This is a genomic window from Paenisporosarcina sp. P5_A11 (assembly GCF_056400705.1).
In genome coordinates, this window is the sequence record NZ_JBFUKT010000043.1 from 1 (window position 1) to 22,666 (window position 22,666).

At 37.1% G+C, this 22,666-nt stretch carries 21 protein-coding genes; 17 read left to right on the top strand and 4 right to left on the bottom strand.

From position 1 onward, the window contains the following. The 7 genes from AC1DOS_RS08630 to AC1DOS_RS08660 form a co-directional block, all read left to right on the top strand. Nucleotides 1-753: YycH family regulatory protein (locus AC1DOS_RS08630; protein WP_477537174.1), on the top strand; the 753-nt coding region annotated here is incomplete at its 5' end. Next, nucleotides 740-1,555 (top strand): two-component system regulatory protein YycI, encoded by an 816-nt coding sequence (locus AC1DOS_RS08635; RefSeq protein ID WP_108586876.1) that lies wholly within the window; start codon nt 740-742, stop codon nt 1,553-1,555. The genes AC1DOS_RS08630 and AC1DOS_RS08635, both read left to right, overlap by 14 nt. A gap of 12 nt (nt 1,556-1,567) precedes the next feature. Beyond that, nucleotides 1,568-2,356 carry an MBL fold metallo-hydrolase gene (locus tag AC1DOS_RS08640; protein WP_108586875.1) on the top strand — a complete coding sequence of 263 codons (789 nt, stop codon included), beginning with the start codon at nt 1,568-1,570 and terminating at the stop codon, nt 2,354-2,356. Between the two features lie 171 nt (nt 2,357-2,527). Then, on the top strand, nt 2,528-3,838 hold the full coding sequence (locus AC1DOS_RS08645) for a S1C family serine protease (protein WP_477537175.1): 1,311 nt from the start codon (nt 2,528-2,530) through the stop codon (nt 3,836-3,838). A 201-nt stretch (nt 3,839-4,039) separates the two neighbouring features. Next, on the top strand, nt 4,040-4,204 hold the full coding sequence (locus tag AC1DOS_RS08650; RefSeq protein WP_108586873.1) for a CxxH/CxxC protein: 165 nt from the start codon (nt 4,040-4,042) through the stop codon (nt 4,202-4,204). An 89-nt stretch (nt 4,205-4,293) separates the two neighbouring features. Continuing rightward, on the top strand, nt 4,294-4,773 hold the full coding sequence (gene rlmH / locus AC1DOS_RS08655) for a 23S rRNA (pseudouridine(1915)-N(3))-methyltransferase RlmH (RefSeq protein WP_477537176.1): 480 nt from the start codon (nt 4,294-4,296) through the stop codon (nt 4,771-4,773). A 320-nt stretch (nt 4,774-5,093) separates the two neighbouring features. After that, entirely contained in the window at nt 5,094-6,653 is a 1,560-nt protein-coding gene (locus AC1DOS_RS08660) for a malate:quinone oxidoreductase (protein ID WP_477537177.1), read from the top strand. A 376-nt stretch (nt 6,654-7,029) separates the two neighbouring features. Here the strand turns inward: AC1DOS_RS08660 and AC1DOS_RS08665 are convergent, their stop codons facing one another. Next, entirely contained in the window at nt 7,030-7,572 is a 543-nt protein-coding gene (locus AC1DOS_RS08665) for an ECF transporter S component (protein WP_477537178.1), read from the bottom strand. Between the two features lie 613 nt (nt 7,573-8,185). On the opposite strand from AC1DOS_RS08665, the gene AC1DOS_RS08670 reads away from it, so the two are divergent. Further along, nucleotides 8,186-9,370, top strand: coding sequence for an Alp7A family actin-like protein (locus AC1DOS_RS08670; RefSeq protein ID WP_477537179.1), 1,185 nt, complete (start codon nt 8,186-8,188; stop codon nt 9,368-9,370). A gap of 9 nt (nt 9,371-9,379) precedes the next feature. Further along, the gene (locus AC1DOS_RS08675) at nt 9,380-9,997 is read left to right on the top strand and encodes a hypothetical protein (RefSeq protein ID WP_108586869.1); all 618 of its coding nucleotides are present in this window, start codon (nt 9,380-9,382) and stop codon (nt 9,995-9,997) included. 153 nt (nt 9,998-10,150) lie between these two features. Here the strand turns inward: AC1DOS_RS08675 and pgeF are convergent, their stop codons facing one another. Continuing rightward, on the bottom strand, nt 10,151-10,915 hold the full coding sequence (gene pgeF / locus AC1DOS_RS08680) for a peptidoglycan editing factor PgeF (protein WP_477537180.1): 765 nt from the start codon (nt 10,913-10,915) through the stop codon (nt 10,151-10,153). A 437-nt stretch (nt 10,916-11,352) separates the two neighbouring features. Then, nucleotides 11,353-11,844: a hypothetical protein gene (locus AC1DOS_RS08685; RefSeq protein ID WP_108586866.1), complete on the bottom strand. Its 492-nt coding sequence runs from the start codon at nt 11,842-11,844 to the stop codon at nt 11,353-11,355. Between the two features lie 955 nt (nt 11,845-12,799). On the opposite strand from AC1DOS_RS08685, the gene AC1DOS_RS08690 reads away from it, so the two are divergent. From AC1DOS_RS08690 to AC1DOS_RS08700, 3 genes are all read left to right on the top strand, one after another. After that, nucleotides 12,800-13,987 carry a NupC/NupG family nucleoside CNT transporter gene (locus AC1DOS_RS08690; RefSeq protein WP_477537181.1) on the top strand — a complete coding sequence of 396 codons (1,188 nt, stop codon included), beginning with the start codon at nt 12,800-12,802 and terminating at the stop codon, nt 13,985-13,987. A gap of 180 nt (nt 13,988-14,167) precedes the next feature. Then, nucleotides 14,168-15,553 carry an MATE family efflux transporter gene (locus AC1DOS_RS08695; protein WP_477537182.1) on the top strand — a complete coding sequence of 462 codons (1,386 nt, stop codon included), beginning with the start codon at nt 14,168-14,170 and terminating at the stop codon, nt 15,551-15,553. 1,081 nt (nt 15,554-16,634) lie between these two features. Then, nucleotides 16,635-17,507, top strand: a complete 873-nt coding sequence (locus AC1DOS_RS08700) for a proline iminopeptidase-family hydrolase (RefSeq protein ID WP_477537183.1) — start codon at nt 16,635-16,637, stop codon at nt 17,505-17,507. A 226-nt stretch (nt 17,508-17,733) separates the two neighbouring features. Here the strand turns inward: AC1DOS_RS08700 and AC1DOS_RS08705 are convergent, their stop codons facing one another. Further along, on the bottom strand, nt 17,734-17,976 hold the full coding sequence (locus tag AC1DOS_RS08705) for a hypothetical protein (RefSeq protein ID WP_477537184.1): 243 nt from the start codon (nt 17,974-17,976) through the stop codon (nt 17,734-17,736). Between the two features lie 137 nt (nt 17,977-18,113). Between AC1DOS_RS08705 and msrA the strand changes: the two genes are divergently transcribed. The 5 genes from msrA to AC1DOS_RS08730 all read left to right on the top strand — a co-directional run bounded on the left by msrA (nt 18,114) and on the right by AC1DOS_RS08730 (nt 22,620). Beyond that, nucleotides 18,114-19,079, top strand: a complete 966-nt coding sequence (gene msrA / locus AC1DOS_RS08710; protein ID WP_477537185.1) for a peptide-methionine (S)-S-oxide reductase MsrA — start codon at nt 18,114-18,116, stop codon at nt 19,077-19,079. A 132-nt stretch (nt 19,080-19,211) separates the two neighbouring features. Further along, on the top strand, nt 19,212-19,997 hold the full coding sequence (locus AC1DOS_RS08715; RefSeq protein ID WP_477537186.1) for a nucleotidyltransferase domain-containing protein: 786 nt from the start codon (nt 19,212-19,214) through the stop codon (nt 19,995-19,997). A 58-nt stretch (nt 19,998-20,055) separates the two neighbouring features. Then, entirely contained in the window at nt 20,056-21,075 is a 1,020-nt protein-coding gene (locus AC1DOS_RS08720; RefSeq protein WP_477537187.1) for a phosphotransferase enzyme family protein, read from the top strand. 253 nt (nt 21,076-21,328) lie between these two features. Continuing rightward, on the top strand, nt 21,329-21,748 hold the full coding sequence (locus AC1DOS_RS08725; protein ID WP_477537188.1) for a hypothetical protein: 420 nt from the start codon (nt 21,329-21,331) through the stop codon (nt 21,746-21,748). 80 nt (nt 21,749-21,828) lie between these two features. After that, the gene (locus tag AC1DOS_RS08730; protein ID WP_477537189.1) at nt 21,829-22,620 is read left to right on the top strand and encodes an HD domain-containing phosphohydrolase; all 792 of its coding nucleotides are present in this window, start codon (nt 21,829-21,831) and stop codon (nt 22,618-22,620) included. The last annotated feature ends 46 nt before the right edge of the window (nt 22,621-22,666 follow it).

The following is a 22,666-nucleotide window of genomic DNA, read 5'->3' on the forward strand; positions in this document are numbered from 1 at the left end:
ACATTAGGGTTCTCGAAGTTTACAGATATTCAGCGTAAGGGAAATCTGTCCCTTTATGTATCCGCTCAAGATGTTGAAAGTATTCGTTACACGTATTATTTAAAAGAAATTGAACCGAAACGTTTCCAAGACGCCTTATTCAGCGATCCTAGTCTAGTACGTCAGAGTCCTGTAGGTACAACAAATGAAGAATATTCGGATGGTACATCATTGATGAATGTGAATTTATTGGAACGGACTTTAAGTTTTGTTAATCCATCTGCAGAAACTTTAGTACCAGCTATTCCTTCTAAATTAGTATTTGATAGTTTGAATTATATAAATGAGCATGGAGGATGGACTGACGAGTTTCGATTTGCCAAAATGAACCCTGCAAATCAACAAATTGATTATCAATTGTACTTGTTGGGCTATCCAGTCTTTAGTACCGAGACTTCTACAAAAATTACTGCATTCTGGGGAGATCCTGGAATTTTCAATTATTTGCGACCATACTATACACTTGATCTGTCATTGCCTTTTGATACTGTCATTTCGACTTTACCATCTGGTGAGAAAGCATCTAGAGTGATGCAACTGGTGAAAGACATTGATTTTAATAACGTGGATGAACTGACCCCAGGCTATTACTTAACTCGGGATGATGAAAAACGTTTACTGATATTAGAGCCATCTTGGTTTTATTTATCAAATAATCAATGGACTCGCCTTTCGCCTGAAGATCTAGGGGGTGGGAAGCGTGGATTGGAATAAAACCAAAACCATCTTTATTATCGTGTTTGCGATTTTAAACGTCTTTTTATATTCAATGTATTTAAATCGTTACATTGATTCAGAAGAAGTCGAAGTACTCGGTGAAACGTCCATTGAAGAGAGATTACAAGCTGGTAACATTCTCTATGAAAATATTCCTGAAAATACGTCTAAAGAAACGTATGTTTCAGGAAATATTCGGGTTTATGTAGAAGAAGAATTAAAACCAATGGATAACCAAACATTTAAAGTCCTTGATAAATCAAAATTAATCTCCACATTTGAAAAACCGGTTCCACTTGGCAGCATAGAAGACAAGACAAACATGAGGCAGTTTGTAGATGAAAATGTTTTAGATGGCTCATCCTATGAATTATTTAATGTCGACGTTAAAGAGAGAACAGCGACATTTTTCCAAAAGATCAATAAGCGACCGATTTTCTTTAACCAAAATGCTCTCCTCACTATTTACTGGAACGAAGAAAATGAAGTTTATAAATATGAACAGACAGGCTTTGAAGAGCTTGAAGATAATTTTGATCAAACAGAAAGTTTGTTACCCGATGAGCGCGCTGTTGAAGTGTTGTATCAACGAAATTTATTGAAACCCAATTCTACAATTACAATGATTAGTCTAGGGTACTCAACACTCGTGGAATTAACAGAAACCCAAGTGTTTGCACCAACTTGGCGAGTTCGTGTAGAATTACAAGATGGCACGAAAGAAGACTATTTTGTGAATGCGGTAGAAGGAAAGATTATCGAATTTAACAAAGAGTCAGAGGAACCACAAGAAGAGTAAGGAGTTTTCGTCATGCGTTTTAGTGTTTTAGCAAGCGGTAGTAGCGGGAATTCCATTTACGTCGAAAACGATGAACATGCGTTTTTAGTCGATGCAGGACTGAGTGGACGTAAAATGGAGGAGTTGTTTACCTCAGTTGACCGTAGTATGAAAAAGTTAAGTGGTATTTTGGTTACACATGAACATAGTGATCATATAAAAGGGCTAGGAATTCTAGCTCGTAAGTATAAAGTTCCGATTTATGCCAATGCCAAGACGTGGATGGCTATGGAACATTTAGTTGGAAATATTCCAATCGAACAACGCTTTCACTTTGATATGGAGTCTGTAAAAACATTTGGGTCACTGGATATACAGTCATTTGCTGTATCTCACGATGCAGCAGATCCAATGTTTTACGTGTTTCATGAGAATGGTCGTAAACTCGTATTAATAACAGATACTGGCTATGTAAGTGATCGAATGAAAGGCCATATTAAAGGCGCAGATTCATTTGTCTTCGAAAGTAATCATGATGTTGGTATGTTGCAAATGTGTCGTTATCCGTGGTCTATTAAACGACGTATATTAAGTGACGTCGGCCATGTTTCAAATGAAGATGCAGCAGTCGCAATGAGTGAAGTAGTTGAAGAGAAACCGACACGCATCTATCTCTCGCATTTAAGTAAAGATAATAATATGAAAGATTTGGCTCGTATGAGCGTAACGCAAACGCTTGAATCTTGTGGTATTGTTACCGGCGAATTTTTGAAACTTTATGACACCGATGCAAATATAGCAACCGAATTAGTTACTGTCTAAACCCCACTTTTGTGGGGTTTTTCTTTTGGAGGAATTCGTAGGAACTCTAATCTGACTCCAGTGTAATCTTCTCTTTTCGATATTTTGAGCAAGTTTTAAAGCCATTTTCATCTAATTTTAATGTTGATTGGTTAAAGTAAGGATAACGAATAATAGAGAGGGCGATAATTTATGGGATATTATGATGACCAACTACCAAAACCACCTGAGCCGCAAGAACCGCAAGGAACACAAAATCGACAAGAACCACAAGAACCACGAGAACCACAAGAAACACGAGAAATAATAGAGCGACAAGAACGAAAAGAACCGCAAACAAGAATAGTCAAAAAAGGAAGTAAAGGTGGCTACTTTTTTAGCGGACTTTTAGGTGTTATGATCGGTGCATTGATTGTATGGCTAATGTTACCTTCTCTCGTGGGTATGATGCCAGGAAGTGAAACAGTAAGTGACACTACTTCAAATAAATCACAGCAATTATCTGCTGACATAACAACGGATGTCACATCTGCAGTAGACAAGGTAGCAAATTCAGTCGTAGGTATCACGAATATTCAAGGAACATCCAATTTTTTAAGTCCTTCAAATGAAGGACAAGAAGCAGGAGCAGGATCTGGTGTTATTTATAAAAAGTCGGGCGATAAAGCATATGTTATTACAAATAATCACGTCATTGAAGGTGCAAGCCAAATTGAAGTGACATTAGCAGATGGATCAAAAGTAGAAGCAAAATTATTGGGTACGGATATTTGGACTGACCTGGCCGTTCTTGAAATGGATGCTTCAAAGGTAACAACAGTTGCTGAATTTGGAAATTCGGATTCTTTAAAACAAGGTGAAACAGTGATTGCGATTGGTAATCCACTTGGTTTAAACTTCTCAGGTTCCGTTACAACAGGAGTTGTATCTGGTAAAGACCGAGCAATCCCAGTTGATTTAAATGGGGATAACCAAATCGATTGGCAAGCTGAAGTATTACAAACGGATGCAGCCATTAATCCAGGTAATAGTGGAGGGGCTCTCGTAAATTTAGCTGGACAATTAATTGGTATAAATTCAATGAAAATTTCTCAAGAGGCTGTTGAAGGAATAGGCCTTGCGATTCCTGTAAATTCCGTCATTCCAGTAATCGAAGATTTAGAAGAGTTTGGTGAGATGAAACGTCCATCAATGGGAGTTACATTAGTAGATGTAACAAATGTCTCAGCATTCCATCAACGCGATACGCTGCGTCTGCCAGAAGAAGTTTCAACAGGTGTGGTTATTGACAAAGTAGTAGAAGGGTCAGCATCTGACGTAGCGAGATTAAAACAATATGATGTCATAGTTGAAATGGATGGAGAAAAAATCGAAAATATGATTGATTTACGTAAACACTTATATAATGAAAAAGAAATTGGGGATAATTTGACTTTGAAAGTTTATCGTAAAGGGGAATTGATGGAAGTCACTTTGAAATTAAAAGATGACACAGCATTATAAACTCCCCAAAATCTCTTGTGGATGACAAGACTAGGTTGTGGATAACCATTTTCAATTTACAAAAGTTTTACACAGCGAGTAGGACGTGCTAATATGCACCTTTCCTACTCGCTTTTACTTTGTTAATATAGATTGTGGATAAAGGTAGACGAATTGTGTATAACTTAGTGAATTATTAGATAATCGAAAGGATGATAAGAAATGAATATTAACTGCTGTCAAACCCATATAGAACATGCACTTGATATGTTTGTGGCAAAGCAAAATACCTTTCCGATTTTAACAGAAATTTCAGATGAGGAAAAGTTATCCACAAAATGCGATTACTGTGATGTCGTAGCAATATATTTAGTGGCGAACGAATGATTGCATACTATATATAGTTTTGCTTGTGGATATGTGTATAACTTCTGTGGATAGCGTGTTTGTAAATAAAGTGTAAAGGTGGATAACCTGTGAATATCACAATTATTTCCGTTGGGAAGTTAAAAGAAAAATATTTAAAAATGGGTATTGAAGAGTATACGAAAAGATTAGGAAGTTACGCGAAAATAGATTTGATAGAAGTGGCAGACGAAAAAGCACCAGAAAATTTAAGTGATGCCGACATGGAAATCGTCAAGAAAAAAGAAGGCGAACGTATTTTAGCAAAAGTCGGAGCGGATACTTATGTCATCGCACTGGCGATTGAAGGAAAAATGAAATCCTCTGAACAACTAGCCGATGATTTGCAATCGCTCATGACTTACGGTCGTAGCAAAGTGGCGTTTGTCATTGGGGGATCACTCGGGTTACATGACGACGTCATGAAGCGCTCGGATGAAAAGCTATCATTTTCGAAGATGACTTTGCCGCACCAATTGATGAAATTGGTATTAATTGAGCAAGTGTATCGTGCTTTTCGTATAATTAAGGGAGAACCTTACCATAAATAACTTCGAAAATTAGATGGTGTCGGTTCACTGCTTACGGCAAACCAAAGCTTCAATCCTTGCAAAAAGCTAGGTTAAGGCATTGGTTTTTGTGTGTTCTCCGGTTTTGTGGAAAGACTTCTCACTGTTAACCTGCTTTCAAAAGGCTTATAATTAATAGGTACTAGTAGATATTTTAATGTGCGAATAATTGTATTACAATATGATATGGATATAGTTGAAACAGAAAAGGTGTGTGGCTGGGTCTCGCCTAAGCTTATTGGGACTTCTAAGCAAGAGCGCCTACATCCTTTCTGCAATTTTAGGGACTAAGGATGGTAAAAATGGACATTAGAGAAACTAAAACAGACGTCATCTTAATTGGTGCCGGAATTATGAGTGCGACTTTAGGGACACTTCTAAAAGAATTAGTACCGGAATGGAACATTAAAGTGTTTGAGAAGCTCGACAATGCAGGAGAGGAAAGCTCGAACGAATGGAATAATGCAGGAACAGGGCATGCGGCACTGTGTGAGCTTAACTACACTACTGAAAAAACAGACGGCTCTATAGATATTAGCAAAGCTATTAAAATTAATGAACAGTTTCAGCTTTCAACGCAGTTTTGGTCACATCTTGTAAAAAACGAGCTGATAAATAATCCACAGGACTTTATTATGCCCTTGCCTCACATGAGTATGGTACAAGGGGAACAAAATGTAACGTTCTTAAAGAAACGTTTTGAAGCGCTGTCAAACAATCCTTTGTTCCAAGGGATGGAATTTTCTGATGACCCAGCAAAACTGATGGAATGGATTCCGCTTATTATGCAAGACCGTCCAGCGAATGAAGCGATTGCGGCAACAAAAATAGACTCTGGAACGGATGTCAACTTTGGTGCTTTAACTCGTATGTTGTTTGACCACCTAAAGACTAAAAACGTCGATATCAAATATAACACTAGTGTTGATAATATTAATCGTACTAGAGATGGTTCATGGGAATTAAAAGTACGCAATGTCTATAGTGGCCGCGTTGAACACCATTCTGCAAAATTCGTCTTTATCGGAGGCGGGGGCGGAAGTGTGCATTTACTGCAAAAATCTGGTATTCCTGAAGGGAAACATATTGGTGGATTCCCAGTAAGCGGGATTTTCATGGTGTGTAATAATCCAGAAGTTATTGCGCAAAATCACGCAAAAGTATACGGTAAAGCAAAAGTTGGTGCTCCTCCAATGTCTGTTCCGCATCTTGATACACGATATATCGACAATAAAAAATCGTTGCTATTTGGACCATTTGCCGGCTTCTCACCGAAGTTCTTAAAAACAGGTTCAATGTTGGATCTAGTAACCTCCGTAAAACCGAATAATGTCTTAACCATGTTGGCGGCAGGCGCAAAAGAGATGTCATTGACAAAATACCTGATCCAGCAAGTTATGTTAACGAAAGAACAGCGCCTTGAAGAGTTACGAGAGTTTATCCCGAACGCTAAGAGCGAGGATTGGGATTTAGTAGTAGCTGGCCAACGTGTACAAGTTATCAAAGATACTGCTGAGGGCAAAGGAACGCTTCAATTTGGTACGGAAGTTGTAAGTGCCGCTGATGGCTCAATCGCAGCATTACTAGGAGCTTCTCCAGGTGCTTCTACTGCTGTTCACGTTATGCTTGAGGTATTAAGAAAATGCTTCCCGCAACATATTGAAGATTGGGAACCTAAAATCAAAGAAATGATTCCTTCTTATGGTGTTTCACTAATGGAAGATCCAGAGCTTCTACACGAAATCAATACTTCAACAGCAGAGACGCTCGGTTTAAGCGAAAAAGAATCGGTCAATTCTTCTGATGGAGAAACAGAGGCAATTAATGAAAATGAAGAGATTGAAAAGGCAATAATTGAATAAAAGATAAAATTATTACTTAAAGATTGAGTAAAGCCTGCCGTCTGGCGGGCTTTTTTTATGCAGATCGTTCATGAATGCAAATGGTTTAGATTAAAAAAAAATCAACTACTGTACACAGGTGAAAAATCAGTAACAAAGCCTTCCCACATCGCGTGCATTTGAACAGTTTTTTCGGAGCAAACATTCATTCCGAAGCACCCATTCCCGAGCCAAATTACGTCATGTGCCTTCCGTGTACATACCAACAGCTGAATCGGCCCATAGTAAATGAGGTCATTTCTAAAGTTTAATGAAAAATAAAAGAAAAGGAGAAGGCTTGATTTACTAAGCCTTCTCCTTTTTAGTGTATATAAAATAGTTGAATGGTTGTGCGTTATTAACTATTTAAAAAAGAAACTTTTTTCAGCGCAACACAAACAGGTATAGCTACAAGGATGCCGACAACATTTTGAATGATATTTCCAGGAATAGAGGCTACTGGTGCAATCCAGTTACTATATAGAACCCCTTCACAAAGGTAATAAACTGCTAACATGACAGGAACCGAAATGATAGTAGCGAGTAGATTGAAAGCAACACTGTTACCATTGCGACCGTTCGACCAAGCAATTTTTCCAACTATATATCCTTGTAAGCCTCGAGCCACAATGGTGAAGGGTGCCCACAATGTCCAATTAGAGACTAAGTCGAATAACCCCATCCCAACAGCACCAGCGATGGCTGCTTTTTTAGGACCAAATAAGAAGGAGGCAATAAAGAGCATAGCCGTTCCGAGATGAACTAAACCGCCATTTGCTGTAATCGGTAGTTTGATATTTAATAAGAGAGTAGCAACGAATACGAATGCAATAAGCATTGATGTTAGAATCAAATTAAAAGTTTTTGTGCGTGAGCTTGAGTAGCTTTGTGTATTTTGCATAGTCATGAACCTTCTTTGCTTTTTTTGAATTCACTGATAACATTAGCAAAGGACTGGTATATTTAAAAGTATCAGTTTAGCGTAAAATGTAGGGGTCAGTTTGTAGAAAAATCGGAAAATCGAGTGTAGAATCATGATAGGAATTTTTAGTCACTAATCGATTATTTCAGCTAATATACTCAAAAAAGCACATCAACTTTATTCATTGATGTGCTTTTACCTATATATATTTTCTCAGATAGAAAAAAGTTTAATTAAGCAATCATGAAATTAGCGAGTTATCTAAAAAGTTGTATGATACCAAAAAAGTTATATAAATACGGAAAATGGAAAATTCCCACCACACAGATGATGTTCCGTGAAAATAATTTTAAATGTTTTCATAATGTGTACATGTGTACATTATGAAAACAAATTGAATACAAAAGTGTACACGTGTAAACAAACCCGTACACATCCCTGCGCATAGCCATGTGTACACATATGTATATTTTGTATACGAAAATAGGACAAACGTTTACTTTTCGAATACAACTTTAGATGGGTTGACGTAGCTATAAACCTTATATAATCTATAATTGATTAGTATTATATAAATGAGAGGAATGATTTGATGAACACTTCTAGAATTTGTGCAATTGATGTAGGTAACGACTCGGTTAAAGCTTTATTTGGAAAGTCAGATTTTGAATTATACATACCCAATGTTATTGCAATGGCAACTGAAGACAGACCAGTTATAGGAATAGAGGACTTAAATGATAAGGATCCGATAGAGGGAATTCATATTAAAGTCCACTCCCCTGCCTTAAAAGAGAACAATTTAATTTATCGTGTTGGTAGTTTAGCGACAAAAAGTGATAATGCAAGTGAACTAGATCCAGGTAGTAGCAAATCAGAGGAAGATCAGACATTAGTTATGCTCTTTGCTACTTTGGCATTAGACGCAGTGAGAGAAGAAAATTCTGAAATTTTCAAAAAGAATAATAATGTTATTGATGCGAATTATACGCTAGGTACGGGATTGCCACTTCGTGAAGTAAAAGAAGGAAAAGATGTAGGCTACCGCTCTCAGTTATTGGGTTCAGTTCATCAAGTTGAATTTTTAGTAACTCCTAAATATCAAGGATTAAAGGTAAATATTAAATTTGACCAAGTCAAGATATATCCTGAAGGATTTGCAGCCTATATTAACTTGGTTATGGATAGTGATTTAAATATTATTAATAGAGATTTAATAGACAAAAGCATCTTGATTCAGGATATTGGGGGACTATCTACTGATGTTGCAGTTATCAAAAATCGTAATGTAGACGATGATAAAGCCCAAGGATTTAATCTTGGCGTATCTGAGGCCTTAGAGTCGATAAGAGAAGAAATTAGACTAAAACATGGCGTGGAATTAGATAGTCGTAGAGATGTTGTTGATATCATCACAAGAAAAAATGATCGAAATCATATTATGGTAAAAGGAAGCCGTACAAGCGTCCATGATATTACAGATAGAATTCTTTTAGACTTAGCGAAGAAAGAATATCGCCATTTACGTAATGTTTGGCAAAAAAATTCCCAAACAGAAATCTGCTATTTTGTAGGCGGCGGAGCAATAGTTTTAAAAGAATATATCAAAACTATTAATAATAGCTTAAATGGTTACAATATTGAATTCTTTGAAGACGAAAAAGAAAGTATTTGGATGATGGCAAATGCTTATCATAAACTAATCTCTGATTATGTTAGAAAGAATACTAAAGAGATAAAAACTAAAGAGGCAACGAAAGAAAAAGTAGAAAAATAGGGTGATTTCATGGAAAGAACGGGAATGACTGGCATTCAGAGGGGGCAGGCGATTACATTTCGCCTGCCTGCTAACACTCCAGAACACATCATAAAGCAAATGCAAAAGTTAAAGGAAACTGAGCGAAGAAACTTTTCAAGTAAAATGGCAGAATTTATTTTAGAAGGCGTAAGTAACTCCTTATCCAGGGATAGAGAAACAGTAACGATTCCTCTGCCAAAACAATTAAGTAAGGAACAGCGTAATTGGCTCAAACACTCACATTCAGAAGCTTTGTTAGGGAATATTGTTTATCAATTGTTAAATGATCCAGTTCGAGCAATGTCTGTTCTAGCATCTCTTAATAGCAATGCTTTAGATATTGATCAAGCCCTGTATTTACAAGACATGAAGACTCAAAAGATAGAAGAAGACTTTTTAAAAGCAAGTATTAAGAATGACATTTCAACTGAATTAGAAGTAAATCAAGAGGTATTTCTTCATGACGAACTAGAAGATGATTTGATGAACTTTGATTGGGATAAAGCTAAACAAGAGCACGCTGCTACAGAGGAAGACTCAGCGGAGAATGTTGAAGAAGATGTAGAGGATTTACTTGGAAGTTTCCTTTCAAAAATGAATAAGTAATTAGATGCAAAATTGGTAGTAATTGTTATTTCTACCAATTTTGCATTTAAACGGTTCATTATTTCTTTATGAAAGCACATCATTAGTTTCAGTTGATGTGCTTTTTTTAGTATATTTAGCTGATAATATCGATTGTTACTTGATTCGAATCGGTCATTCGCCTTTTTTCATTATAAAACTCAGATGTCTTCCGCTTTGCTTGTCTTGGCGATAAGAGAAACCATCAGGATTTACATACGTGCAGGTCTGATCAATCGTAATTTGCTCAGCTGGGATACCTGCCAACTCACATTGTCTTTTCACGATTAGTTGATTATCAATATGGTATTTGTGTGTCTCTTCTTTGTAAAACATAAAATCATCTGCATAACCAAGGGCTTTGAATCTTAAGTACACCTCTTCATCGACTTCAAATTTTCTCTGACTTAAAGCTGCGCCAATCTGTACATGCAGGTCATTTGCATCACAAAGTTCAACTAGTTTTAAATGCTCAATAAGTTTTAAAGTAATTTCTTTGACTGTTCCTTGCCACCCAGAATGAATTACGCCTATGAGACCATTCACTTCATTATAAAAAATCACGGGGACACAATCTGCAGTGAAGCTGCATAACAGCACATTTGGCTCAAACGTATATAGAGCGTCTGTATCTGCAATGGCATTATTAAGTTGATTAGCACCGCGTCCTTTGTCATCAAGCATTACGCGATGGAAATTAGAGCTATGTGTTTGGTTTGCACAAACAAAATCATCCAGTTCACAATGCAACTCAGTAGCTAAATTCTTTCGGTTTTCAAGAACATGATCAGTGCTTTCACAAGCATGAAGTGCCATATTGTTGTTCTCAAGCTCGGCTTGATCTTTCATGGTCATCCCAGCTATGAATTTCTCATTATTTACATACATATTTATTTTCATATCATCACCTGTTTTTAATATATATGAGCGTGTTGTCTATGTATAGGGTGATATATATCCCACTTTAACAAAAAGACAGACTTCGTGTTCAGAAGTCTGTCTTTCGTTTTTTCAAAATAATCCCGGAGAGTATTTAATGAAATAATAAATAACATAAATCCAACTTAAACAACCATGTACGATGGCCCAACCGATTGACTGATATGCAGTGTAAGAGATAATCATGGAAAGGCAGGTTCCGTAACCGATTCCCTTTTTTATGACGTTTGCAGTTTTTTGTTCTTTAGTGAGATTTATTCGTATCCCCCCAGTCATAACCTTGAAATGTCCTTATTGACACTACCAAGTTATGACAAAGTTCATGGGATTATTCCACAGAAGGAGACATAGGCTGGATTAAATTTGCAGACACATATTTGTGGGTTTTAGCTGAAGAATTAACACCAAACCACAATTTTATAAGGAGTGGTCTGAGCAGGAATGCTTCTTGTTGTAGGGCCATAAATCACAATAAGATTGCGGTTTGTAGGGGTGTGTGTAAAGGCTTGCCCATTCGTCAATACAATTGGAGTGTAAGGTGAAAGATTCAATTTTAATTGTCCGTCCTGACTCTCTAACTGTGTATTAAAATAATCTACTTTTACATTTTGATAAGGATTTTCTTTTACCATTACCAGTGCCCGATATTGCGGTGGGTAAATAAGGGGAACGGGAGCATTACCATCATAATAGCCGGTTATCTGGTCTCCTACAGAAACCATTTCATGGTCTACAAAATAAGTGGTAGGCGATACCACGAAATTTACTGAAGCGCCTAAGCCGTTATCGACTGATATCATGCTATAACAACCTTCGTTATCACCATTTGCTCCAGTCATAAAATCACCGATCATGGTGACGATACCATGAAAGGATTGAAAATTTATCATACGCATACCTCCATTGTAGTTTTGACATATTCCTATATATGCTATGCATTCCTAAGCCTCTTTGTTATCTTTACAAAAATAAAAGCTTTAGAAACACGAATAATTGCTGTAAGTAGATGCAATACTGGAAGATTGTTAACACCACAAAGCTTTAAATGTACATTTAAATTTAGTCGCGACTGTTACTCAATAAGACTTAGAATGAAGAATTAATTACAACAAAAAAAGCTTCTTCTAGCATGTTATGTGTGCTTGAGGAAGCTTTTTTAGTGTGAAACCTACATATTTTTTTGTTACTTATTCCCGTTATTCAGGATTCCCCTGAAATCCAGGCTGTTTTTTCGTAATATTAATAATGACTTGGAAGCGGATACTGTTAGAATACCCCATCTATTTTCGACACTACATTGTTAAATTCATGTCGGTAATTGGCTAGCAATAAAAATCAGTAAATAGTAATTATTCTAAAATAAAGCGATTTCAATTTGATATAGTATATTAATTAAGTAGCTCTATTGAGGTGCTTTTTTTGTTGAGGATTAAGACTAAATTTGTTGGTGCTGTTCCAACCTTTTTGCCATAGTTAGACGTCATTCAGGGGAGCATTCGCAGTATGCGTACCTTAACTCATATGCATAAGAACCAGCTATTTGTGGGAAAGTTAACCTTACTTAATAGGAAGTATAGGGTGGTTTTTCAAAGGCACTTGGGGTAACGGAAAGAGGTTTACCGAGAGAAACACAAAGCAATAGGTAATAATTGTTTTAAAACTACCATTTAAAGAATTGGTTTATTAGGGCGAGACTTTGAGCAACATAAGGGTCAATTAGAAAACTAATATCTGAAATGGTTAAGATAACGGGTTTATGAATAAACTTCATAGCAACTCATGAGTTCTTGTTATTGAACAAGCTCAAGTTGCATAACAATAAACTGATGAAACGGGGAATTCGATATGACAGAACTATTAATAGCAATTCTATCCGTTATGGTGTTATTAGGTGCAGCATTCCTAATGTCAAACGATAGGAAAAATATTAACTATAGAGCAGTAGGAATCCTGTTTGTTGCTCAGCTAGTTACAGCTTATGCAATGCTTAATACGACAATTGGTGGACAGGTAGTAAGAGCAGTCACCAACTTTTTCTCTAAATTGATGGAATTTGGTAATGAGGGGATAGCTTTTGTCTTTGGAGGCTTTGAGTATCAAAACGATATGCCAGTATTCTTTATCTCAGTTTTATTATTGATCGTATTTACATCTACTTTACTGAGTGTACTGACTTACATCAGAGTATTACCTTTAATGATTAAATATCTTGGAGGAGCAGTTTCTAAAGTAACAGGCCTACCAGTAATTGAATCTTTTTCTACTGTAGCCTCTTCCATCTTTGGCGATACAGGCGCTTTGATTGCAGTAAAGACACATATACCTAAAATGAACAGAAATAGATTATTTATTGCGACCACAGCATCCATGACAAGTGTATCAGCATCTATAGTGGGAGCTTATATGACTATGATTCCTGCTGAATTTGTACTAGTGGCTTTACCTCTTAATGTAATGTCGGGCTTACTACTGGCGTCTATGGTAGCTCCTGCTCAATTAGTTGAGGGTGAGCAGATTAACATCAAAGATATGATTCATGATAAGTCTTTATTTGAGGCAATAGGTAATGGTGCAATTGATGGTATGAAAGTGGCAGGAATTGTAGGAGCGATGCTGATTGCTTACATCTCTCTAATTGCCATGGTTAACTTTATTCTTACATCGACGATTGGCACTGATTTAACAACTATTATGGGGTTAGTATTATCTCCTGTAGCTTGGTTGATGGGCGTACCTGCAAATGAAATGGTACAAGCAGGCGGAGTCATGGGAACTAAGATTATCTCTAATGAATTTGTTGCAATGTTGGGCTTTAAAGAGATGATACCTGCGTTGACTCCTAAGACTGTAGCAGTTGTATCGGCATTCTTAGTATCATTTGCTAACTTTAGTTCGATTGGCATCATCCTAGGGACAGTGAAGGCGATTGATGAAAAACAAGCAGGCGTAGTTGCTACGTTTGGTCTTAAAATGTTATTAGTTGCTACTATGGCATCTGTATTAACAGCTACAGTGGTTGGTTTATTCATCTAAGAAATAATTAATAAAATGCCCTTGTTACGATTAGTCGTAACAAGGGCATTTTATTATGAGTAATTATTCATTTAAAGAAGCTTAAATCACTCAAAATCCTTCATACTGATTGGGTCTGGAAATATTACTTATTACTTGGTAAGATAACTTAATTGTTAAATTTGGGAAGAAGGTGAATAAATGGCTTCAATCAAAGCTAAAAGAGGACAGGGTGAGAAGCTAAATTTATTTACCTTAACTTGGCCTATTTTTTTAGAAGTGTTTCTTTTTATGTTAATGGGAATAGTGGATACATTCATGCTCAGTGCATTATCGGATGATGCAGTATCGGGTGTTGGTGCAGCGAATCAGTATATACATATTGCCATATTAGTACTAGAAGTTGTCGGAACTGGGGCGGCGATTGTTGTATCTCAATACCTTGGTTCAAAACGATATATCGAAGCGTCCAAAATATCGGCGTTAGCAGTTACGTTGAATTTAGCAGTCGGTCTTCTAATCAGTGCTGGGTATCTGATATTTTCGAGAAGTATGATGACGGCGATGAATTTACAAGGAGAGGTATTGGAATACGCAGAACAATATTTATCTATTGTTGGAGGGGCAATTTTTCTTCAAGCCATCATTAACTCCTTAGCTGCCATTATTCGTGTTCATGGATGGACAAAACAAACGATGTACGTATCTTTAGGGATGAACATTATTCATGTTGTGGGGAACTATTTACTGATTTTTGGTAAATTCGGTTTTCCCGAAATGGGTGTTCAAGGTGCTGCTTTTTCTTCGGTCCTTAGCCGTGTTATTGCTCTCGTCTTCTTCTTTTGGTTACTCTACCAAGTAGTAGAATATCGAATAAAATTCCAATTTTACATTACCCTATCTAAAGAATATATTGGTCGGATATTACATATTGGAATTCCAGCCGCTTTTGAGCAAGTGATATACCAAGTGTGTCAACTGGTGTTCATATACTATGCAACGTATTTAGGCGCGGAAGCATTAGCTGCCAGACAATATGCTACGAATATTTCAATGTTCACATACTTATTTGCCATTGCTATAGGTATGGGTACAGCGATTATTGTAGGGAGATTAGTCGGGGCGAATGAAAAAGAAGAAGCTTATTCGAGATTATGGAAGAGTTTAAAATCCGCATTGATGATCACCTTAACGATGGTGATTCTCGTGATGATCTTCCGCTACCAGCTTATCGAGTTGTTTACAGATAATCCAGAGGTTATAAAAATAGCGTCATCTGTTCTCTTGCTCAGTATATTTTTAGAGACGGGTCGAACGATGAACATCGTCATCATTAATTCCTTACGTGCAGCAGGAGATGCCAGATTCCCTGTCATAATTGGGGTGTTTTCAATGGTTTTGATGAGCTTACCATTAGGCTATTTTTTAGTGTTTTATTTAAATATGGGTCTCCCTGGAATATGGATAGCTATTGCGGTAGATGAATGGACCCGAGCTACTATTATGTATTTTCGTTGGAAAAGCAGAGCTTGGGAAAAATATGCTCTGATTCATCCTGAAGCTTCGGAGAAAAAAGCTACCACATAATTCATCCCTTATCGCAAATTGAATTAGCGATAAGGCGTTTTTTTATATTGGTGACTTAGATAGGCTGGGAATGTATAACAAAAGCCAGAGGACATCGTGGAATTCACCTCGAACTCTGATAGATGGGGATCTTAATAGAATTTAGTAATTAAAGGAAAGAGAATTATTCAGAGTGAAACTTTCATTCTGTGGTAATTCTCTTTTTTAATAGAAATTTTAATAACAAACTCCTTTATAGTAGCTACGAAATAAATGCTCTCCATCAACAATTGGGCTCTTCTATCGTTGGAAGTCCACAGACAGTAAGAAAGGCTACAGAAAGTATTGAATGATAGTCTGGCCGATGAAATMATGGCAATTGCTCAAGTTTTGATCACAAGGCTCGCCTTCAATCTTATGAAATTTTAACAAATATTACACAAAGCAAAAGTTAAAAAGGACAATAATGGTAGGGGGACTTCCTTTTAGGAATTCCTTTAGATGTACACGAAGCAGTGGATTCACTTGTGAAATCCACTGCTTTTATTGTTGTTTTTTCTTGATTATGTTCCTCAATAAAGGCTGCCAGTCCAACCGCAGCCCCATTCAAGAACTTCCACGAATGGAAGAACCCCGATCCTAGCGCTTAATGAGTTTTTCTGTGAGCGAGTATCTAGTTTATAGGGTGAGCGGGCGCTCAGTCTGACTTTTTGGGGTTCACGTCTGAAAAAAGAGAGCTGACGTCTGAAAAAAAGGGTTTCCCGTCTGAAAAAACACGCTTCACGTCTGACTTTATCCAGAAAGTCATCCAACAAATAGGCTGCCAATACATATAATTAGAAACCTACGAAAGCTCCAATTTGTTACCTGTTATTTGTGATTCCTTTTGTTAGAATCTGAGGTGCAGCCCAAACCAAAAAGAAAAAGCTAAAACAGAATTAGTGGTCTAACTAATTTGAGTTACGATTGACCGATATTTGTAAGCAGGATAATCTGTGATTGTGTTGAACTTTTAAAATAGGAAAGAAAATTGTGAATTCCTTTTATCAGTACGTAACATGTTTGGAACTATAAACAGTCGATATGAAAAGGGGACAATTAGATGAAGCAAGTTACGGAAGGATTTATTCCCGTTACAGGCGGAAATGTTTACTATCGAAAGACGGGGGATGACCCTGGTATTCCGCTGTTAGTTTTGCATGGTGGACCGGGTGGGATGAGCAGAGAATCAGATCCACTAAGAATGTTAGGAGACGATCGACCGGTGATTCACTATGACCAGCTCGGGTGTGGGAATTCGGATCGACCTGAAGATTTGTCATTGTGGACCGTTGAACGATACGTCGAAGAATTGGCCCAAGTTAGAGAGGCCCTTGGTTTGGAAGAAGTTCATATTCTCGGACATTCATGGGGGACAATGCTTGCAGCCGCTTATCTTCTTGAACAACCCACAGGCGTCAAAAGTGTGATTTTTTCTAGTCCGTGCTTGAATTCACGTATGTGGGAGCGTGACCAAAGAGAATATTTGAAGGATTTACCGCAAGAGTCGCAGGATATTATTGAACGGAGTGAACGAGACAAGACAACGGACTCAGATGAGTACCACCATGCCATGATTCAATTTTATGAACGTCACGTATGTCGACTACTTCCTTGGCCACAAGAACTTCTGGACAATATGAAGAGATCGAACCATGCCATTTATGGATTCATGTGGGGAGCTTCAGAGTTTACTGTAACGGGTACTTTACAAGATTTTGATGTTACGGAAAGATTAAAAGAAATCGTCATCCCAAGTTTATTTACATGCGGAAATTTTGATGAAGCAACGCCTAAGACCACTGAATACTATGCAAGCTTGGTTCCAGGATCTGAGTTTCATATATTTGAGAACAGTTCACATATGCCTGGAGTTGAAGAACCTGAAACGTATGCGACTAGAGTACGTGAGTTCTTAAATAATCAGTCTAAGTAACATTCGATCAAGTAGTACGAAAAGATGATTTTCTTTCTTTTTTTCATATTGAAGAGTTGATTCGACAGTCATTTCCCAGGAAATATCTCCTTTTTCGACATGATTTGCTACCTGGTTCTGGTGTCAAAAATACCCCCAATTATCAAGACGATTATTGGGGGAGGAACTATAACTTTTATTTTTCACCCGAAAATAATGACCGAACTAATGATGCATTGCTGCATACTTACATTTTGCCTTGCTTAATCCAAAGCCAATTGCGGAATGCTCCTAATAATGAAACGAAGAATAGAGCGCCTAACAGAATTAAATACATAAGTAACCGATTGTTTTCTTTAATAGCTTCTAAATGTAGTCCAAACCATATTAATAGTCCGAAAAAGGACAGCCACATGAGAATGTTTGGGCCAATTAACAGCCATCGTAACCCTTTGTCTTTTATGATTGTTTTGCCTTCCATTTTTAACATTACATCCTTCCTTACCGGAGTAGGTACCAAATTCGGGAGCTACCCAGTTGAAATACAAATACTAGACAATAAAAAGTATACCCTAAATATAAAGATGATGGATTTTACGAAGTTTTTCTAATGAAAGGTAGGTTACGATGACGACAAAATTTAAACTTGCAACATTTGGCGGAGGTTGCTTCTGGTGTATGGTTTCCCCTTTTGATGAGCAGCCAGGTATCCATCAAGTGGTTTCAGGATATACAGGTGGACACACCGTGAACCCAACATACGATGAGGTTCATACACACAAAACAGGACATTATGAAGCGGTCCAAATTACATATGATCCATCAGTTATCTCATATGAAAAACTGTTGGACCTGTATTGGCAACAAATCGATCCAACTGATGCGGGTGGGCAATTTAACGACCGAGGTGATTCTTACCGCACCGCGATTTTTATTCATGGTGTCGAGCAAAAAGAGCTTGCAGAATCATCTAAAGAAGCTCTAGAAAACAGTGGACGTTTTACAACGCCGATTGTGACGGAGGTTTTACCTGCTCAACCTTTTTATCCAGCAGAAGAAAAGCATCAGCATTATTATAAAAAGGTACCGTTTCATTACAATCTCTACAAGGAAGGGTCGGGTCGCTCTGCTTTTATCCGCAAGAATTGGAAGAACACGAAAAGCGATGCTGATTTGAAGCTGGAACTCACACCTCTTCAGTATCACGTGATGAAAGAAAACGGGACTGAATCCCCTTTTAATAACGAATATTGGAACAATAAAGATGAAGGGATATATGTTGACCGTATTTCAGGTGAAGCGTTGTTTAGTTCCTTGGATCAATATGATGCAGGATGTGGATGGCCAAGCTTTACGAAGCCTCTACGACGCAATGAACTTACAGAAAAGCTTGATACATCTTTAGGGATGCGCCGCATAGAAGTGCGGACTAAAACATCTGATTCGCACCTCGGACATGTCTTTGATGATGGCCCAGGTTTGGATCGCGCTCGTTATTGCATGAATTCAGCTGCACTTAAATTCATTCCAAAACAACAACTAGAAGCACAAGGTTATGGCGAATTTATCTCTTTGTTTCAGCAAGTTAACTAGGATACGAGACGTGTTTGAGCGATAAAGTTTTCGCAAAGGAACAAACGTTCAAAAGCTGTCTCATTAGCCAAGTAAACTCGCTAATGAAAATAAAACAGGAGCGTAAAGAAAAAAATTAAAGGATGAGTCAAAATGAATGAAATAATCAGAATCAAATTAAAAGAAATTGAAGAGAAATATCAAGTTAAGGTCTTATATGCAGTTGAGTCAGGTAGTCGGGCATGGGGATTTCCTTCAAAAGACAGTGACTATGATGTGCGATTTATATATATACATCAATCAGATTGGTATTTGTCGATTGACCCACAAGGCATTGGGGAGAAAAGAGACGTTATCGAAGTACCCATAAATGATTTGCTGGATATCAGTGGATGGGAAATCACGAAGGCTTTACGACTTTTTCGCAAGAGTAATCCACCACTATTAGAGTGGATGAAAAGTGAGATTGTCTATTATCAAGCCTATTCATTCATTGACCAAATGCGGGAATTGGAGCCGCAGGTATTTTACTCAAATGCGACACTCTACCATTACTTAAATATGGCCAAAAAGAATTATCGGGAATTTTTGCAGGGAACAAATGTGAAGATAAAAAAATATTTTTATGTACTACGGCCAATTTTGGCATGTAAGTGGATTGAAGAGAAGCAAACAGTTCCGCCCATCGGTTTTCATGAACTAGTCGATACAATGGTATCCGATCATCATTTGAAACGTGAAATCGAACTTCTATTAAAACGTAAAATTGCTGGGGATGAAATGGATTTGGAGCCAAGGATTCAACTAATCAATGATTTCCTGGAAAGTGAAATGATACGTTTGGAAGCATACGTCAAAACCCTTTCCATCGAAATTGATGATCCTACTGAAAAATTGAATGTTTTATTCAGAAATACCTTGAAGGAAGTTTGGGAATAAGATAGGAGTCATTGAAGCGAAGAATTAGATAAATTATTGAAAATGAGGAGGAAATACCATGGAACAATGGGTGGAGAAACTATTTACCGAGGATGTACTGAAAGAAGCGGCAGCTCGCTACGGAGCAAATGCGACGAATGCCAAAAAGCTAGGGGACTTTGAGAATTATGTTTATGAAGTAGAACGAAACGGTACGCCTTATATTCTGAGATTGACGCACTCTTCGCATCGCTCGAAACAAGAAGTAGAAGGCGAACTAAAGTGGATTAACTTCCTCCATGGTCACGACATTCATGTGTCACTTGTGCATACGTCAAAAAATGACGAGCTTGTGGAAGTATTGCCAGTCGAAGATTCATTCTTTTACGTCTGCTTGTTCGATAAAGCGCCAGGGACTTCAGTCAAAATGAACAGTCCAGAATTCGGGCCGGAATTGTTTGGAAAATGGGGAGCCATTACAGCAAAAATGCACTTAGCAACAGAGCATTATCAAGATGCAGAAACAGAACGTCTGCAATGGGATGAAGATGATTTAATTGAGCTTGAAAATTTTATTGATGCGAATGAAGACGAAGCGATCATCATAGGTAACCGACAACTTGTTGCCAACATCCAACAGCTACCTCAAACAAAAGAAACATTTGGATTAATACATTCAGACATACATATGGGCAATTTCTTTTATTATGAAGGGGATATACACGTGTTCGACTTCGATGATGCCATGTATTTCTATTTCATCAGCGATATTGCGATTCCTCTATATTACTCGACCTGGTGGAAGTATAGAGAAGAAACACTTGAAAAGCGTTCAGCGTTCGGAACCGAATTTCTAACGCATTTTCTAAAAGGTTATGTTAGCGTTCGACCAATGACGCTTGAATGGCTAGAGCGCTTGCCACTGTTCTTGAAGTTGCGTGATTATACACTTTACGGCGTTTTTCACAAGAAAATCGATCTCTCAAATGGACATGAACAGGAAAATGAGCTCGTTGCTGGCATCCGTGAGCGTCTTATAAAGGACGAACCTATAGTCAATATGAACTACCAGGAGATTTGGAAACAATTGAATATCTGAGCTAAAGGTTTTTTAGAAAGTATAATTAGACAGAATAATACAAATAAATGTGTATTTAGGACGTAACTTCTTATATAATAAAAAAAGAATCGAATATATTTTCATTGAGGGGATGTAGATATAGAGCTAAAGAGGCACATTTTGAGTAGGGCTTCGCTTTTTAGTTGCAAAATGACCCTTTAAGAACTAATAGATTTACATTATCTATCAATATGCACTTTTATTTATAAAATTCATCATTGGGGGTTATTTTTTGAAGAAAATTTTTGCGATTCTATTAACAGCATCATTATTTATGGGGTTAAGCACGACTGTAAGTGCTACAACAGATGACGATCAAGCTGAAGGTCTTCAATTAATTGGACATGCTAATGTGGAAATTGACGAACAGATTGAAAAAGCTGTTGAAGATGCAGATAAATTACAGGAAAACTATCTTTTAGAAGTTGGGAAAATAGAAGCTAAGGAAGAAATGGTCGAAATAACCAACACATATAATGAGCAACTTGATAAAATCATAACAGAAGTTTATGATGTGACACTTCAAACGTCAAAAGACACAATAGCTGAAGCTGCGGAATATGGTATCGTAGCTGAATGTAGCTGGGTGTTAGTAGAATTTGCTGACAGATCTGTATGGATCGATCCTATTAAAGTAGTGGGAAGAAATTAGTAAATTAATATAATCATGCATGATTATAAAAAGAGTTCAAGCAAAGAACTCTTTTAATATCTGTATTTGGGGTGGAAAAGTTGGAAGGATTTAAAATGGGTAAAAAAGGATCATCTCTCGAAAGGGTTAAGTATGATACAAATGATATCAGCCTACTAACCCGTGGTGACGGAACGGAAGTATTATTACAATCAATCGAAAAAGATAGATTATTTTATATTTATCCTTCTGATAACCCGGAAGTTATGGAATTTTATTTGATCTTATCCGGTGAAGTCGTTTGTGAAGTTGATAATGAAAAGTTAGTTTTGGGTCCTCAAGATTATTTCTCAGCTAAAGGACTTATTGAGCCTATACACTTTACTGCATTATCAAATGTGACGTTACTTTGGGTTACTACAGAGCCTATATTTGATTCATTGAGTAATGAAATATCCTCCCTTATGGAAGTTGTAAAACAAGTAGAGTTGAAAGACCGTTATACATATATGCACAGTGATCGTGTAGCAAATAACGCTGTGAAAATTGCCAAAAAAATGAATTTGAATAAGGTTCAAGTGGATAATATCAATACCGCATCTTTTTTACATGATATTGGGAAAATTAATATTCCTGAGGATATTTTAAATAAACCAACTTTCCTTAGTGATGAAGAATTTTCTATTGTAAAGAAGCATCCAGTTGATGGTGTTGAAATGATTAAAGGCAATCAATATGAAGAAATCCTTCCCATTATTGAACAACACCATGAGCGTTTAAATGGGAGTGGTTATCCATACGGGTTAACAGGGGATCAAATCCTTTTGGAATCTCGTATTATCGCAGTTAGTGACTCATTTGACGCCATGACAGAAGATCGACCTTACCGTTAAGCATTTGATCCCCAGTTTGCATTAGACGAAATAAAAAGTCTCGTGG

What these genes read in the sequence shown, in the direction of transcription:
- AC1DOS_RS08695 (WP_477537182.1), top strand. Translation starts at nt 14,168, where the DNA reads ATGGCTTCAATCAAAGCTAAAAGAGGACAGGGTGAGAAGCTAAATTTA.
- AC1DOS_RS08700 (WP_477537183.1), top strand. Translation starts at nt 16,635, where the DNA reads ATGAAGCAAGTTACGGAAGGATTTATTCCCGTTACAGGCGGAAATGTT.
- AC1DOS_RS08685 (WP_108586866.1), bottom strand. Translation starts at nt 11,844, where the DNA reads ATGATAAATTTTCAATCCTTTCATGGTATCGTCACCATGATCGGTGAT.
- AC1DOS_RS08705 (WP_477537184.1), bottom strand. Translation starts at nt 17,976, where the DNA reads ATGTTAAAAATGGAAGGCAAAACAATCATAAAAGACAAAGGGTTACGA.
- AC1DOS_RS08650 (WP_108586873.1), top strand. Translation starts at nt 4,040, where the DNA reads ATGAATATTAACTGCTGTCAAACCCATATAGAACATGCACTTGATATG.
- AC1DOS_RS08660 (WP_477537177.1), top strand. Translation starts at nt 5,094, where the DNA reads ATGGACATTAGAGAAACTAAAACAGACGTCATCTTAATTGGTGCCGGA.
- AC1DOS_RS08720 (WP_477537187.1), top strand. Translation starts at nt 20,056, where the DNA reads ATGGAACAATGGGTGGAGAAACTATTTACCGAGGATGTACTGAAAGAA.
- AC1DOS_RS08690 (WP_477537181.1), top strand. Translation starts at nt 12,800, where the DNA reads ATGACAGAACTATTAATAGCAATTCTATCCGTTATGGTGTTATTAGGT.
- AC1DOS_RS08715 (WP_477537186.1), top strand. Translation starts at nt 19,212, where the DNA reads ATGAATGAAATAATCAGAATCAAATTAAAAGAAATTGAAGAGAAATAT.
- AC1DOS_RS08645 (WP_477537175.1), top strand. Translation starts at nt 2,528, where the DNA reads ATGGGATATTATGATGACCAACTACCAAAACCACCTGAGCCGCAAGAA.
- msrA (WP_477537185.1), top strand. Translation starts at nt 18,114, where the DNA reads ATGACGACAAAATTTAAACTTGCAACATTTGGCGGAGGTTGCTTCTGG.
- AC1DOS_RS08670 (WP_477537179.1), top strand. Translation starts at nt 8,186, where the DNA reads ATGAACACTTCTAGAATTTGTGCAATTGATGTAGGTAACGACTCGGTT.
- AC1DOS_RS08675 (WP_108586869.1), top strand. Translation starts at nt 9,380, where the DNA reads ATGGAAAGAACGGGAATGACTGGCATTCAGAGGGGGCAGGCGATTACA.
- AC1DOS_RS08665 (WP_477537178.1), bottom strand. Translation starts at nt 7,572, where the DNA reads ATGCAAAATACACAAAGCTACTCAAGCTCACGCACAAAAACTTTTAAT.
- AC1DOS_RS08640 (WP_108586875.1), top strand. Translation starts at nt 1,568, where the DNA reads ATGCGTTTTAGTGTTTTAGCAAGCGGTAGTAGCGGGAATTCCATTTAC.
- pgeF (WP_477537180.1), bottom strand. Translation starts at nt 10,915, where the DNA reads ATGAAAATAAATATGTATGTAAATAATGAGAAATTCATAGCTGGGATG.